The organism is Faecalibacterium sp. BIOML-A1 (assembly GCF_009679715.1).
Lineage (GTDB): Bacteria > Bacillota > Clostridia > Oscillospirales > Ruminococcaceae > Faecalibacterium > Faecalibacterium taiwanense.
Genome location: NZ_WKZJ01000001.1, coordinates 1 through 12,946 on the forward strand (window position 1 = coordinate 1; position 12,946 = coordinate 12,946).

Consider the following 12,946-nt stretch of genomic DNA (forward strand, 5'->3'; position numbering starts at 1 on the left):
GGTGGCGTATCTCGTCCAGCGTCAAGTTGGTGGTGACGATCAGTGGTTTCCGGCTGCGGTATCGGCTGTCCACGATGCTGTAGATCTGTTCCAGTGCGTATTTGGTGCCACGCTCCATGCCGAAGTCGTCAATGATAAGCAGGGGATAGCGACAGAGCTTGTCCACAATATCATTGCACCCGGAAAAGCTGCTGTTCAGCTCGTTCAGGATTCGTGCAAAGTTCGTCATCCGCACAGGCACTTCCTGTTCCATCAGAGCGTTCGCAATGCACCCGGCGAGGAAACTCTTGCCGGTGCCCACACCACCCCAGAGAAGAAGCCCAAGGTTCTCTGCGCGCATGGTCTGCCATTGCTCTACATAGCGGTGTGTGGTGCATCTGTGGGCTGCGGCCATTGTCGTTTTCAAACTTCCAGTCCAGCATTGCCGGGTCAGAAAATCCCTCTGTTTTCAGCCGCCGTACACGGTCAAGGTGCTTTTGCTGGCTGATAAGGGCTTCCTGCTTTACCCTCTCGGTGCGCTGGCAGCTGCATTCGATTGGGTGCTTGTTCTTGCCCATCAGGGCAATGCCTTTTGCGAAGAACGCTTCCCTTGGCGTATGACATTTTCCGCAGTACAGCAATCCATCCATGCCATAATAATCTTCGACATTTTCGGGAATACTGGAAACGGACTGTTCTAAAATTTTCTCGATCGTCTTTATAGGCTTTCTCCTTCCTTGAAGGTGTAGTCCGGGATGCCCGCTTTCGATTTTTGTTCTGCTTTCTGCCGTTTTGCCCAGATGCGTAAGGTGGCAGCATGGTCGGCATACTTCTTACCTGTGGACTGGATATAAGCCGAAAGTTGCTCGATCAGGCTGTCCAGCCCGGAAAAGTCAGCCTTGAGCTGGTTGTACTCTTTTTCCGTCAGATCCTCCGGCGGTAAAACCCGTTTCCTCATACGATTCTTTCAAATAATCCTGATTGTTCTGCTCCCATTCTTCGTTTGTCATATACATGGAAATGACCCTCCTTTCACTGGCGTTACAGAAAAACAATGTGGTCAATTTGACCACATTGTTTTCTGGTAACTGAGGAATCAACGTTTAGCCGTTCTCCCCGCATGGCTTTCCTGCCCCCTTCCGGCGGCGTTTTCCGGCTCTCCTTTGCGGGGTCATCGCCGGGTATCCCATGCAGACGGTCTTTCGATTTTCAAGGTACGGTGCTGAATTTGGCAATAAAAAATCGCCACACAACAACCTGAACCTGACCATCCCTTCTGGGATGGCCTTAGTTCGGGTTTGCTATGTAGCGATAAGAAAGTTAAAAACTTGCTCCGGCTCCTTCGGGAGCCGAGCTGGAACTCTAAGTAAATATGTTATATTAAATTGTTGGAATAGGTTGCCACAAAAATCGAGCTGTGTCAACGTGAACTTGTCGGGGCAAGGCCCCTCCATCTTGCTACGCAAGACCGTTCTGTTGCTTAAAAGCCCCACTGGGGCTTTCATTGCTGCGCTACGCTTCGCAAACGCGAACTTTTGAGAACACGCTGATTTCGGCAGCTTGCAAGAAAACACAAGGGAAACTTTGGCAAAAAGAGAGAGGGCTGGACGGTGCCGGCCCTCTTGACAGAATTATGAGATGCTCAAAAATTTCTGCTGCTTTTATTGCGGTTTTCAAAAATAGCGCCGAACAGAACGGCATATTTATGATATGCAGTTTGCTGATACTACTGCGGTGGGAAAATAGAATCAGGCAAAAGGATAAAGTGTCGGCAGGAAAAATACGGACACGACAATGAGGATGAGCGCCAGCGGGGTACCACACTTGAGATAATCCTTCAAGGTGTATCCGCCCGGCTCAATGATCATGATCTGGCAGGGAGCTGCCATGGGGGTCATGATGGACACACAGCTGGCTGTGATCACACCGACCACGGCAGCACGGGGGTCTACGCCCATGCGGATACAGGCGGAAGTGACCAGTGGGATGAAGATGGTCAGGGTAGCCAGATTGGACATGACCTGTGTCAGAATGAAGGGAACAAGGAAGAACACCAGCATAATGATGTACGGATTGGTGGTATCGCCCAGCAGGCGGATCATCCAGTCTGCCACCACATCGCCTGCACCGGTGGTCTGGATGGCGTCCGACAGAGCCAGCACACCGGCAAACAGGAAAATGGTCGGCTGGTGGATGGAGTTGAGGGCTTCCCTCTCGGTCAGCACACCCGTCAGCACCAGAGCGGCAGCGCCGATGCAGGAAGTGAGATACATCTTGACACCAATGACATTTTCCAACAGCATCATTGCAATGGAGACCAGAACGATCAGGACAGCCAGTTTGCGCTTAAAGGGGCTGAGTTTTTCGCTCTCAGAAGCCGTATGTGCTGCATCTGAAAACTGCTCGTTGGGAATATCCGGCATCAGCTTATAGCCAACAAAGGTCATGTACAGGATGGCAATGGTCAGCATCGGAATGCGTGCGATGGTGAAATCCCAGATGTGCAGCGGTGTCGGTGCGCCAGCCTGCATCATGACATCGTTCCATGCCATGTTGGAAGCACCCTGACCGAGAAAGGTCATCTGGGTGGCAATGTTGGCACAGGCCATAGAAGGATACAGCAGCTTGCTGCGGCTCACGCCGATGTCGTTCGCAATGCCTACCAGCAGCGGGATCATGATAGCGGCAGTTGCGGTGGCACTGGTGATGGCGCCCAGAAACGCACCTGCCACACAGGAAAGAAAAATCAGCATCCGCATATTGTCCTTGTAGCGGATGACCAGACTCTGGGCTTTGTCAATCAGGGGCGTTTTGGTCAGCCCTGCACCGATGACGAACATGGCTACGAACATGACCACGTTCGTGTTGATGAAGCCGCCAAAGGCCTCGGCAGGGGTCTTGATGCCGGTGAGGATCAGCGCCAGAATGATGCCGGTAGAAATGACCGAGAACGGGACTTTACCGGATACAAAGGCGATGATCGTTACAAGCAGGATGACCAGTGTGATCTCCAATGGGCTCATTTGGGTTGTCCTCCTGTGGATTACTTCCACCTTGCAGATGCAAAGCAGTGGCAAAGGTGTGTAGAACAAAAAGAACGGTCAAGATCTTCTTTGTCTACATTTTTTTCGTGCACATATTTGACCGCAAATAGCAACACCCCGGATGCTGATATGGCAGACAGCATCCGGGGTGTTTTGCGGAGAAGCAGGATAAACAGGGTAATGAAGATAGGAGTAAATGATAAGAAGTCTGTTGGATCTGTGAAAGCGAATATGGTTGTTAGAATTAACGTGATAGTGAGTTCATTTTAGGAGAAGAAGCTTTTGATGGATGGTTGCTCTCCGCAGGGTATAGGCAACGCTGGCTTCGCAGTTGGATCTTATTTGATGAAGCCAACGTGCTTGCAAATTTCCTCGACGGCCTTATCCTTGCGCTGATTGAAGATGACCTTGTTCTCTTCGAACAGGTTGCGACCCTCAGCGTCGATGGAAACGATCAGGGGGCCAAACTCGTTAACATGGCAGTGCCACAGAGTTTCCGGCATACCGAGGTCACGCCACTGGGCCTCGACGATCTCCTCCACCTCGGTGGCAGCCACAACGGCGTTACCGGCAGGGAAAACACAGTGGATGGCACCGAACTCCTTGCAGGCGCGCTCGGTGTTGGGGCCCATGCCGCCCTTGCCCACGATGACGCGGACACCGGACTTCTGCACGAACTCATACTCGAACTTCTCCATACGCATGGAGGTGGTGGGGCCCACAGACACCATCTCGAACTTGTCGTCCTCCAGAGGGCGAATGATGGGGCCGGCGTGGAAGATGGCAGCGTCCTTGACGTCCACAGGCAGCGGGCGGCCCTCTTCCACGAGGCGGCGGTGCGCCACGTCACGGCAGGTGGTCAGGTCGCCGTTCAGGTAAACGACATCACCGATATGGATGTCCTTCAGGTCTTCTGCGGAGACCGGAGTAGTAAGGATCTTCTTTCCGTCTTTAATGGTCAGCATTACAAAGTCACCCCCGAATGAGTATCAATGGTGTAGTTCAGATCTTTATCAAAAATGATGTGGCCGCGGCGATGGCTCCAGCAGCCCACGTTGACGGCAACGCCAATGGCAGAAGGATGGCGGGCAGTGTTCTCAATGTGCACGCCCATGACGGAGTACTTGCCGCCCATGCCCTGAGGACCAAGGCCGATGGAGTTGATGCCGTCCTCCAGCAACTTCTCCATATAGGCTGCGCGCTCGTTCTCGTTGTGGCTGCCCAGAGGACGCATCAGAGCCTTCTTGGACAGCAGAGCGGCGGTCTCAACAGAGGTGGCAACGCCCACGCCCACCAGCAGCGGAGGGCAGGCATTGATGCCGTAGCTGGTCATGACATCCATGACGAACTTGGTCACACCTTCGTAACCTGCACCGGGCATCAGAACCATGGCCTTGCCCGGCAGGGTGCAGCCGCCGCCTGCCATATAAGCGTAGATCTCACACTTGTCGCTGTTCGGGATGATATCCCACCACACGGTGGGAGTGCCCTTGCCCACGTTCAAACCGGTGTTGAACTCATCGAAGGTCTCAACACTGTTGTGGCGCAGAGGTGCTTCAAAGGTAGACTTGACCACAGCCTCCTTCAGCAGACCCTCCACCTCACCGATGAGGGGGAAGTCCACGCCGCACTTTACCCAGAACTGCAGCACACCGGTGTCTTGGCAGCTGGGGCGGTTCAGCTCCTTGGCCAGCTTCTGGTTGCGCTTCATAGTCTCGTAGATGACCTTGGACAGAGGAGCATCCTCCTGTGCGCCCAGCTCATCCAGCTTTTTGATGATGTCGTCCGGCAGCACCTTGGCGATATGGCTCACAAAGTTTGCCATATAGGTCGTCATCTGCTGCACCTGTTCCTGTTTGTTCATTCCAATGCCTCCTTAGCTTTGGTACATTTTGCGCGTTGGTTCACTCATATTCAACGTTCCTGTCCGCTTTACTGCGGGAAGAACGGAAATGCGATGGGAAGGATCACCATGCTGACAACCGTTGCGATGAGGATGAGGGGCAGGCCAGCCTTGGCATAATCCTTGAAGGTGTAACCGCCGGCGGAAACCACCATGGTGTTGGCGGGCATACCGATGGGCGTTGCGTAAGCGCAGGAGCCGCCGATGACACAAGCCATCAGGACTGCGCGGGGGTCGGCACCCATGCCCTGTGCGATGCTCAGGCAGATGGGAACCATCAGAGCGGTGGTTGCGGTGTTGGACATGAAGTTGGTCATGACGCAGCAGAGCAGGAAGACCACCAGAGTCAGGACGTAGGGAGAGGGATTCTCGCCCAGAGCACCAATGACGATGTTCGCAATTTCTGCGCCTGCCCCGGTCTTATCCAGTGCAGAGGCCAGAGACAGCGTACCACCGAAGAGGAAGATGGTCTTGAGGTCGATGGACTTCAGGGCGTCCTTCTCGGAGATGACACCGGTGAGAATCAGAGCCAGCGCACCGATACAGCCGATGATGTTGAGCTTGATGCCGATCTGCTTTTCAAAGATCATGCCCAGCAGGGTGAGCACGAGGATGACGAGTGAGAGCACCTGTTTCCACTTGGGAACATTGCTGAAGTCCTGCTCGCCGCCGAAGGAGTCATCATCGGAGACGGGGTGGTTGGGCAGCAGCTTCATGCCAAGGGTGGCATAGAAGAGGATGCCGACGGCGAGGATGGGCAGGCCCACGATGGCGTACTCGAAGAAGCCGAAGGACATCCCGATCTCACCCAGAGCGCTCTGGGCGATGAGGTTGCCCGGTGCGCCGATGAGGGAAAGGTTGCCGCCCATGGCAGCTGCAAACACCAGCGGCATCAGCAGCTTGGAGCGGGCATAGCCGGACTTTGCCGCAATGCCGATGACCACGGGGATCAGGACGGCGGCGGTGCCGGTGTTGGAGAGCACGCCGCTCATCAGGCCAACGATGACCATGATGGCCACGATGAGGCTGCGCTCGGATTTGGCAAAGTGGGTAACGATGCCGCCGATCTTGTTGGCCATGCCTGTTTCAAACAGTGCACCGCCGACAATGAACATGGCGACAAAGAGGATGACGTTGCTGTCGATGAAGCCTGCAAAAGCAGTCTTGATGTCCAGCACGCCGGTGACGACCAGACCGATACAGACGATCATGGACGTTACGCCGAGGGGGATCTTCTCAAACACGAACATGACGACCGCGAAGAGAAGAAAGAGTAGGGTGATGGTTGCTGCTGACATACTGGGGATCCTCCTTTGATGAAATATAATGTATCCATTTTGTCAGAACAAAACAGCCCTGACTTTCGGAACGCCCCAGCTGCACCTCATTGTGCAGAGTCTTTGCCGCCGTGCTGTGCCCTCACAGCCCTTTTTCGTTCTGGAAGGGTCTGCCCGGAACCTTAGAATTCCGGGAATCTCGGCAGCGTCTTTTTTAAATTTTTATATTTAATCTGTGATAATGTATCCACTTGACGACACGAGAATACACCCGAAACAGAGATTTGTCAATCCCTTTTTTCGAGTTTTGTCGCATTGCACGGATTATGTACCAATTTTTGTGCACGCCAGACAAACAGTAGGATACAAGAAAATCTCCCTCCGCCGCCTTCTGCAAAAAACGTGCGATCTCCAAAGCAGATGGAGATCGCACGTTTTTTCATTCTTTTATTCCAGCCGCTTTTTGAAATACCCCTCGGCACAGTAAATGGCACCACAGGGATTATGCGCCAGAACGCGATCCTTGGCCACCAGCGTTGTGACCATGGCGTCCGAGTACTTATAAAACATCGAGTCGTGTCCCACACAAAGTCCGACCTCAATGTTGAAATCGGTGTGCTGTTCGTTCAGAAGCTTTGCCTGTGCGATGGGGTTGCACATGGCCTCAAATTCGCCGGGGTGGATCTTGACCTCTTCCGGGATGCCCACTTCTTCTTTGGAGATGCCGCCGGTCTTGCAGATGACCGACACCACCTCAAACCCCTGTGCACGGAGCAGGTCGGCCACGATGCGGGCTTCCTTCCGCAGACCTTTGCAGAATGCAAGACCCAGCTTGTGGTAGCCCATCCGCTTGCAGAACTCCACCGTCTCCTTCAGGCGGGGCCATTGACAGTAGCCAAGCCCCTCAATGGCCGAACAGTTGACGTAGAAATCGTGATTCTCAGGCAAATCATAGCCGGCGCGGGCGGCCTCCATCACCGAAGCATTCCGCATAGGGCAGTTTTTGGGCATCTTTTCCGGCTCGTTGTTGGCGCAGGCCAGAACCGTACAGTTCGCACAGGTATACACTGTCTTGTCCTCCTTGATCTTATAAATAATAGGTCAGCGCATCGTCCATGCTGCGCAGGATGTGCTTTTCCATTTCAGCCCGTGCGGCCAGCGCATCCCGTGCTTCCAGCGCCGCATAGATCTTTTTATGCTCGCTCTGGGAGTTGAGGGCATAGTCCAACTCGCTCATTTCCACACCAATGGACAGGCCGTTCCACAGCTCCGAGAGAAGATTGCGCATTTTTTCATTGCCGGAAGCTTCCCAGATCTCAAAATGGAAGGACTGGTTGTAGTCAGTATAATTTCCGGCCTGCTGAAGAGAAAGAGCCTCCTCAGCAGTATCCACGCAGTTTTTGATCTTGGACAGGTCGGCGTTGTTCTGGCAGCAGAGCATACATGCCGTCCCTTCCAAGGCAGCGCGCAGCTGGTAGTGCTCCCGAATCGTTTTTTCCGTTACGCCCAACACAATGGCGCACTTGTTTTGCTTGACTTCCAGCAGACCGTCACGGGCAAGGATCTGAAAGGCCTCCCGCACCGGCGTGACCGACACGCCCAGTTCCTGTGCGGTGTTTTCCAGCGTGAGTTCTGCGCCCTCCGGGATGCTTTTTGAGATAATGGCTTTCCGCAAAGCGGAAGCTACCCGCTCGCGGGCAGGCAGCAGCTTAATGGGTTTCAGTCCCAGCATATTGACTCCTTATCGTTAAAATCAGATGCAGCAGTTCTTCTTCATAGGCGTTCCATGCATCCGGCACATCAGGGGAACCCTGACGGTCCAGCATCAGCAGGCGGGCAAGCCGGTCGTTCACCGGCGTAGGACGCGCGCTCACGGCAAAGGCAATGTAGGTCTCCTGGATGCTCTCCAGCAGCTTGCGGTGCAGCGGATAGGGCAGGACGGTTCGCAGGGTACGGTGCTGCAGCATCTCGCCTCCTGCCAACATCGCATCCTGCGGCAGCGCACGCATAGCCTGCCGTTCCAACTGAGCCCCCAATGCCAGAATTTGGCGCAGTGTCTCTTCGGTCAAATCTGCCGCTTTTATCCGATTGTTGGGCAGGCGGATGATAAGACCCTGATATTCAAGAATCATCAAGGCCTCCCGCACCGGCATCCGGGAGACACCGAGACTCTCTGCCAGTTCGTTCTGGGTCATTTCAGTGCCCGCCGGGATCTGCCCAGATAAAATGGCCTGCTGCAGGGCTTCCACCACACCGCCGTTTTTCTTCTGGATGCCGATATATTCCATAGAGTCCTCCGTGCAAATGTCTTTTTTATATTGTATCCAATTTTACAATAAAAAGCAAGACTTCCTTTATGACAAACAAAAATACCCGGCAGATTCTTTATGAAAAATCTGCCGGATATAGACCGGGTGCCCTTGGGGCGTTCCATTCTGAAAAATTGCAGGGCAAATGCAAGCTGTGTTAACTATTATGTAACCTTGTCAATCAATCTTCCATTCTTCCATGGTCACAGCCAAGTGACAGGTAGTGCTCAATCTCCCCACCCAGCACAAGCTGTGCATACTCCAGCGGCTTATTGTACAGCAGCCAGTCCAGTTCTGCCCGTTGTGCCGGGGTGTTGCCGTATTCGTCCTCCACGGCGATGCAGTCGATGGCAAGGGTAGTGCCACCCTCGAACCGGGCTTCCACCCGGTTGGTATCCATGTTGTAGCGGCAGGAAAGCAGTTTGTTCATAGGGAAACCTCTTTCTACATAAGATAGTGTCTATTCGATTGTCCAAATCCCTGCCATGAATCGTAGTTGTTGATGTACATTTGATGCTTAGTCTGAACAGGCAAGATTGTAGCTGCCGTGTCGGGCTTGAACCCGGCCGTTTTTCCGGCTTTGCATAAAAATCCGATCCCTGTTTTAAGAGGCTGATTTTGGCTCTGCACATTTTTGCACACTTGAACGGCTGGATAACGGATGCAAGAGGGAATAACAGGTGCAAAGGATGCAGCAAATGCAAAACGCAAATTTACGATAAAGCAATAAAAACAACGAATCTGCGTAATTCTGGAAATTGACGATTGTTGCACGTTGGTTTCTCTTAATCAGTGGGCCCAGGGTTCGAGTCCCTGGAGGTGCACCACAACAACAAAATCCGAACTTTTTTCCGATAGGAGAAGGGTTCGGATTTTTTGTATTCTTTGGAAAACAGAACGAATCCCTTGCTTCCATCGAAAAACGTCCGAGGCCTTATCACAAAATAGCACGACAGACCATGGTAAGAGTGCCGTAAGGCAGAAAGGACACGAGTATGAAGTACGATGAAAGAACCTGCAAATTCAACATGGACACCGGCTGCGTGGAGCTGCTGCTCCGGGATGGGAGAATGATCTCCATTGACTGCACTGGGGTTGAGGATGAATTGAACGTGACCATGGCGCAGAGGTCAGAGTTAGACTACCTCATCTACAATGACCCACTGGGCTATAAGGAATATTTGAAGAATGTGTCCGGTAGTCGTACACTAGAAGATTAAAAAGTAATTGTCTGTCGAACAAAAATATTCGGCAGACAATTTTTTTCATAGATTTAGAAGTACTGTCAGTTCCAACCATACAAAAACGTTGGGTTCAACAGGTGAATCTTTGCACCGGAAAAATCAAGGATCCTCTCATCGCGCATCCGGCACAGCTCACGGGAAAGAGCACTGCGGTCCACACAGAGGAAATCTGCCAGTTCTGTCCGGGTGTAGGGCAGACTGTAACAGCCTTTTTCATCGGGTGTCAAGGTTTGAAGATAAATCTTCAGACGATCTCGAAGCCGTTTTTGTGCTAAAATACGCACTTTGGTGTTAAAAAAGAGAAGCTGCTGCGCCATATCCTGCATAAGATTTGCTGTGACTTGCATCCGGCAGGGACAGGTCAGCGTCTTCTGTGACATCAATGCGCTGAAATCCAGCTGCATTACGGTACAGCCCGAACTGGCACGCAGACAGACCGGACTTGCCGTCCAGCCAGTACAGGCCAGTTCTGCACCAAATACTTCTCCGGGACAAAAACGGCAGATGCTGATTTGATTGCCATTTTCATCATAAAAAAATTCTTCCATCGTGCCATCCAGCAGAACACCCGTATTGTGGCTCTGCTCACCCAGCTCGACGATGTGCGCACCACGAGGATACCCAACGTAGTGTTGTAGACTCGGCCGCTCTTCACGGCAGTCAGGGTGGAGAAGTCAGCACCGTCCACATTCCCGCTCAGCACGTCCTCGGTGCGCAGGGGCTGCAGGCCGGGACCATCCAAGAAAAGAATATCGGGATCCCAGCTATAAATCTGCTCCATGCTGGCCTGTGCAAAGCCAGTAGCTTCCAGTGCCTTATCCGTCACACCCAGACGCTTCATCCAGTAGGTTCCAAAGGTGCCCTGACCGGATACCTGCGGCACACCGTCTGCATACTTCCACAGGATCAATGCGCTGGGGCGATCTGTTTCAGGAACTTCTGCAATACGGGCTTCCACATCGGTCACGATCTCATCACCGGCAGCAACAAAGGCGTCGGTCTTGCCCGGTTCGTTGAAGATCTGCTCCAGCAGCTTCAGCCACTCTTCGTAACGTTCAATGGGATCAGCTTCCGTAGATGCGCCCACGGTAGCGAAACCAATGGAGGGGATTCCGCTGGCCTTCAGGATTTCGGCATGGGAGGAGTTGCCAGCATTGTACAGGATAACATCAGGGTTCAGCTTCATGATCTCCTCGATGTTCAGGTCGCTCTGAGCATAGACCGTATCGCTGGACTCCAGAAGCTCCGGGGCGATATTCTTCAATACAGTGTCAGAAATGACCGACTTGAAAGAGCCGCAGTAACCCACGATGTAGGGAGCACTGCCCTCAAAATAAGCCATGTAGGTGGACAGGATTGGAATCTGGTCGATGACGACACGGGTGACCTTATTAGGCACTTCTACTTCGTTGCCGCCGTGGTCTACGACGGTATGGGTACCGGTCTCATCTATAGATGCGGCAGAGGAAGTTGCTTCGCTGGATACAGCGGAAGAAGCCACAGAAGAAGCCGTGCTGCTGGAAGAAGAACCGCAGGCGGCCAGAACACCGGCTGCACTTACAGCAGCCATGGCAGTGATAAACGAACGACGAGAAATTTTTTTCATGGAAAACTCCTTTGATAAATCAATGATTCTTTGGTTGTGGAAGTTAGTTAGTAATAACCAACCGCAGAGCATTTTATCAAATTCACTTTCCCTTGTCGGTTGCTATGGCAACGGCAGCGCAAATTTATGTGATGGTAAAAATAGCAACAAAAATAGGGTGCGCCCCTGAATAGGACGCACCCTGCCAGTGCAATTCACGATTTGATTCGTTGATAACAACCGTGAATTGCATATCGTAAACAAGTTGTTGAGAATTGCACTGCTTGTAAAACTTGCGATTAAGACCACAGACAACAGCGATATGTACAGCAGGGAGTTCCCCGTCGGAAACGCTCTGTTTTTCTTCATATCTGCTCAGCTTTGCAGCCGGAGCCATGCTGTATGTGGTGGTGGAGGAACTAATCCCGGAAATGTCGCAGGGGCAGCACTCCAACGTTGGCACGGTGTTTTTCGCGGTGGGCTTCAGCGTGATGATGGTGCTGGACGTGGCACTGGGGTGATGGTTGGGGGACGGAAGCGAAATTTCTTTCAAAATCTCCGAAAATTCCTAAACTTCTTGACAGAGGAGACGGCAGGGCGTATTATTTTGGCAGAAGGACCGCTGAGAAGCGGCTTTTTATAGAATGAAAAGTTAGCTTTACCTAACTCAAAACTCTGCCCTATACGAAGAAATATATCTCTTCTATTTACAGGTGGAAAATAAATAGAGAAGGAGCGTATCAGGATGAAGATCTACCATTTTGGTGCAGAGGATGCCCCGGTGCTGTTGCTGCTGCCGGGCACCTGTTGCCATTGGAAAAGCAATTTCGGTGCGGTGATCCCGCTTCTGGCTGACAGCTTCCGGGTGCTGTGCGTCAGCTACGATGGCTTTGATGAGACTGAACAGACCGAATTTCCCACCGTGCTGGAGGAAACCGAAAAGATCGAGGCCTACCTCAAGACCCACTGCGGCGGTCGCATCCGGGCGGCCTACGGCTGCTCTCTGGGCGGCTCGTTTGTGGGGCTGCTGGCGGCGCGGCAGAACATCCACATGGACTGTGGCATTCTGGGCAGCTCCGATTTGGATCAGGCGTCGCCGCTGGCGGCAAGCTTGCAGACGGATTTTCTGCTGCCATTGATCTACCCTGTGGTGCGGGACGGAAAGATTAAGGCGAAATTTCTCCAAAAGCGTCTGGACAAGTGTGCTAAAGAGTCGGGGGATTATGTCAAGGCTTTTCTGAAAATGTTTGGCGATGCCCGCCCTTATGTGACCATGCAGAGCTGTAAAAATCAGTTCTACTCCGATCTTATCACTCCGCTGCCGGATAAGATCCATGTGCCCGGTACCGAGATCCATATTTTTTACGTCCTGAAAATGGGCGCAAAATATCGTGCCCGGTATCAGCAGCATTTTGCACATCCTGTTCTCCATGAGCAGAACTTGCAGCACGAGGAATTGCTGGCCTGTCACCCGGAGCAGTGGGCGCATCTGGTAAAAAGCATTGTATTGTGAACGGTAAAACGTATCTGGAGCAAGCAGGATTTTGTAAGATCCAGAACCACAAAAATAAAAAGGGCTGGCTGTGCATCACAGCACAGAAATGA

At 52.5% G+C, this 12,946-nt stretch carries 13 protein-coding genes and 3 pseudogenes; 3 read left to right on the forward strand and 13 right to left on the reverse strand.

Annotation, left to right across the window (positions count from 1 at the left end; genetic code table 11):
• From GKG36_RS14720 to GKG36_RS00050, 10 genes and pseudogenes are all read right to left on the reverse strand, one after another.
• A pseudogene (locus GKG36_RS14720) lies at positions 1 to 629 on the reverse strand (ATP-binding protein); the annotation flags it as partial.
• A 68-nt stretch (positions 630 to 697) separates the two neighbouring features.
• Positions 698 to 937 carry a hypothetical protein gene (locus tag GKG36_RS00010; protein WP_154258454.1) on the reverse strand — a complete coding sequence of 80 codons (240 nt, stop codon included), beginning with the start codon at positions 935 to 937 and terminating at the stop codon, positions 698 to 700.
• A 790-nt stretch (positions 938 to 1,727) separates the two neighbouring features.
• On the reverse strand, positions 1,728 to 3,002 hold the full coding sequence (locus GKG36_RS00015; RefSeq protein ID WP_120080847.1) for an SLC13 family permease: 1,275 nt from the start codon (positions 3,000 to 3,002) through the stop codon (positions 1,728 to 1,730).
• A gap of 359 nt (positions 3,003 to 3,361) precedes the next feature.
• Entirely contained in the window at positions 3,362 to 3,988 is a 627-nt protein-coding gene (gene ttdB / locus GKG36_RS00020) for a L(+)-tartrate dehydratase subunit beta (RefSeq protein ID WP_005940583.1), read from the reverse strand.
• Positions 3,988 to 4,887 (reverse strand): L(+)-tartrate dehydratase subunit alpha, encoded by a 900-nt coding sequence (ttdA, locus tag GKG36_RS00025; protein WP_044953528.1) that lies wholly within the window; start codon positions 4,885 to 4,887, stop codon positions 3,988 to 3,990. The genes ttdB and ttdA overlap by 1 nt, the downstream gene beginning before the upstream one ends.
• 68 nt (positions 4,888 to 4,955) lie before the next feature.
• The gene (locus GKG36_RS00030) at positions 4,956 to 6,224 is read right to left on the reverse strand and encodes an SLC13 family permease (RefSeq protein WP_154258456.1); all 1,269 of its coding nucleotides are present in this window, start codon (positions 6,222 to 6,224) and stop codon (positions 4,956 to 4,958) included.
• 426 nt (positions 6,225 to 6,650) lie between these two features.
• The gene (locus tag GKG36_RS00035; RefSeq protein WP_044953533.1) at positions 6,651 to 7,271 is read right to left on the reverse strand and encodes a DUF1847 domain-containing protein; all 621 of its coding nucleotides are present in this window, start codon (positions 7,269 to 7,271) and stop codon (positions 6,651 to 6,653) included.
• Positions 7,272 to 7,290: 19 nt separating this feature from the next.
• Positions 7,291 to 7,935 carry a GntR family transcriptional regulator gene (locus GKG36_RS00040; RefSeq protein WP_154258458.1) on the reverse strand — a complete coding sequence of 215 codons (645 nt, stop codon included), beginning with the start codon at positions 7,933 to 7,935 and terminating at the stop codon, positions 7,291 to 7,293.
• Complete coding sequence (locus GKG36_RS00045; protein WP_154258460.1) at positions 7,913 to 8,491, reverse strand: GntR family transcriptional regulator; 579 nt, start codon at positions 8,489 to 8,491, stop codon at positions 7,913 to 7,915. The genes GKG36_RS00040 and GKG36_RS00045 overlap by 23 nt, the downstream gene beginning before the upstream one ends.
• 202 nt (positions 8,492 to 8,693) lie before the next feature.
• On the reverse strand, positions 8,694 to 8,942 hold the full coding sequence (locus GKG36_RS00050) for a DUF6061 family protein (RefSeq protein WP_154258462.1): 249 nt from the start codon (positions 8,940 to 8,942) through the stop codon (positions 8,694 to 8,696).
• A 565-nt stretch (positions 8,943 to 9,507) separates the two neighbouring features.
• Here GKG36_RS00050 and GKG36_RS00055 point away from each other — a divergent pair.
• Positions 9,508 to 9,732, forward strand: a complete 225-nt coding sequence (locus GKG36_RS00055) for a DUF6061 family protein (RefSeq protein ID WP_154258464.1) — start codon at positions 9,508 to 9,510, stop codon at positions 9,730 to 9,732.
• A gap of 65 nt (positions 9,733 to 9,797) precedes the next feature.
• On the opposite strand, the gene GKG36_RS00060 is transcribed toward GKG36_RS00055, so the two are convergent.
• The 3 genes and pseudogenes from GKG36_RS00060 to GKG36_RS00065 form a co-directional block, all read right to left on the reverse strand.
• A complete protein-coding gene (locus GKG36_RS00060; RefSeq protein ID WP_005940681.1) occupies positions 9,798 to 10,160 on the reverse strand; it encodes a helix-turn-helix domain-containing protein in 363 nt (120 codons plus the stop codon).
• Between the two features lie 36 nt (positions 10,161 to 10,196).
• A pseudogene (locus GKG36_RS15020) lies at positions 10,197 to 10,358 on the reverse strand (Crp/Fnr family transcriptional regulator); the annotation flags it as partial.
• 38 nt (positions 10,359 to 10,396) lie between these two features.
• Positions 10,397 to 11,434 (reverse strand): annotated as a pseudogene (locus GKG36_RS00065) (ABC transporter substrate-binding protein); the annotation flags it as partial.
• 302 nt (positions 11,435 to 11,736) lie between these two features.
• On the opposite strand from GKG36_RS00065, the gene GKG36_RS14900 reads away from it, so the two are divergent.
• Together GKG36_RS14900 and GKG36_RS00075 are read left to right on the forward strand one after the other, a co-directional pair.
• A complete protein-coding gene (locus tag GKG36_RS14900) occupies positions 11,737 to 11,862 on the forward strand; it encodes a hypothetical protein (RefSeq protein WP_005940669.1) in 126 nt (41 codons plus the stop codon).
• A gap of 224 nt (positions 11,863 to 12,086) precedes the next feature.
• The gene (locus tag GKG36_RS00075) at positions 12,087 to 12,854 is read left to right on the forward strand and encodes an alpha/beta hydrolase (RefSeq protein ID WP_154258470.1); all 768 of its coding nucleotides are present in this window, start codon (positions 12,087 to 12,089) and stop codon (positions 12,852 to 12,854) included.
• The last annotated feature ends 92 nt before the right edge of the window (positions 12,855 to 12,946 follow it).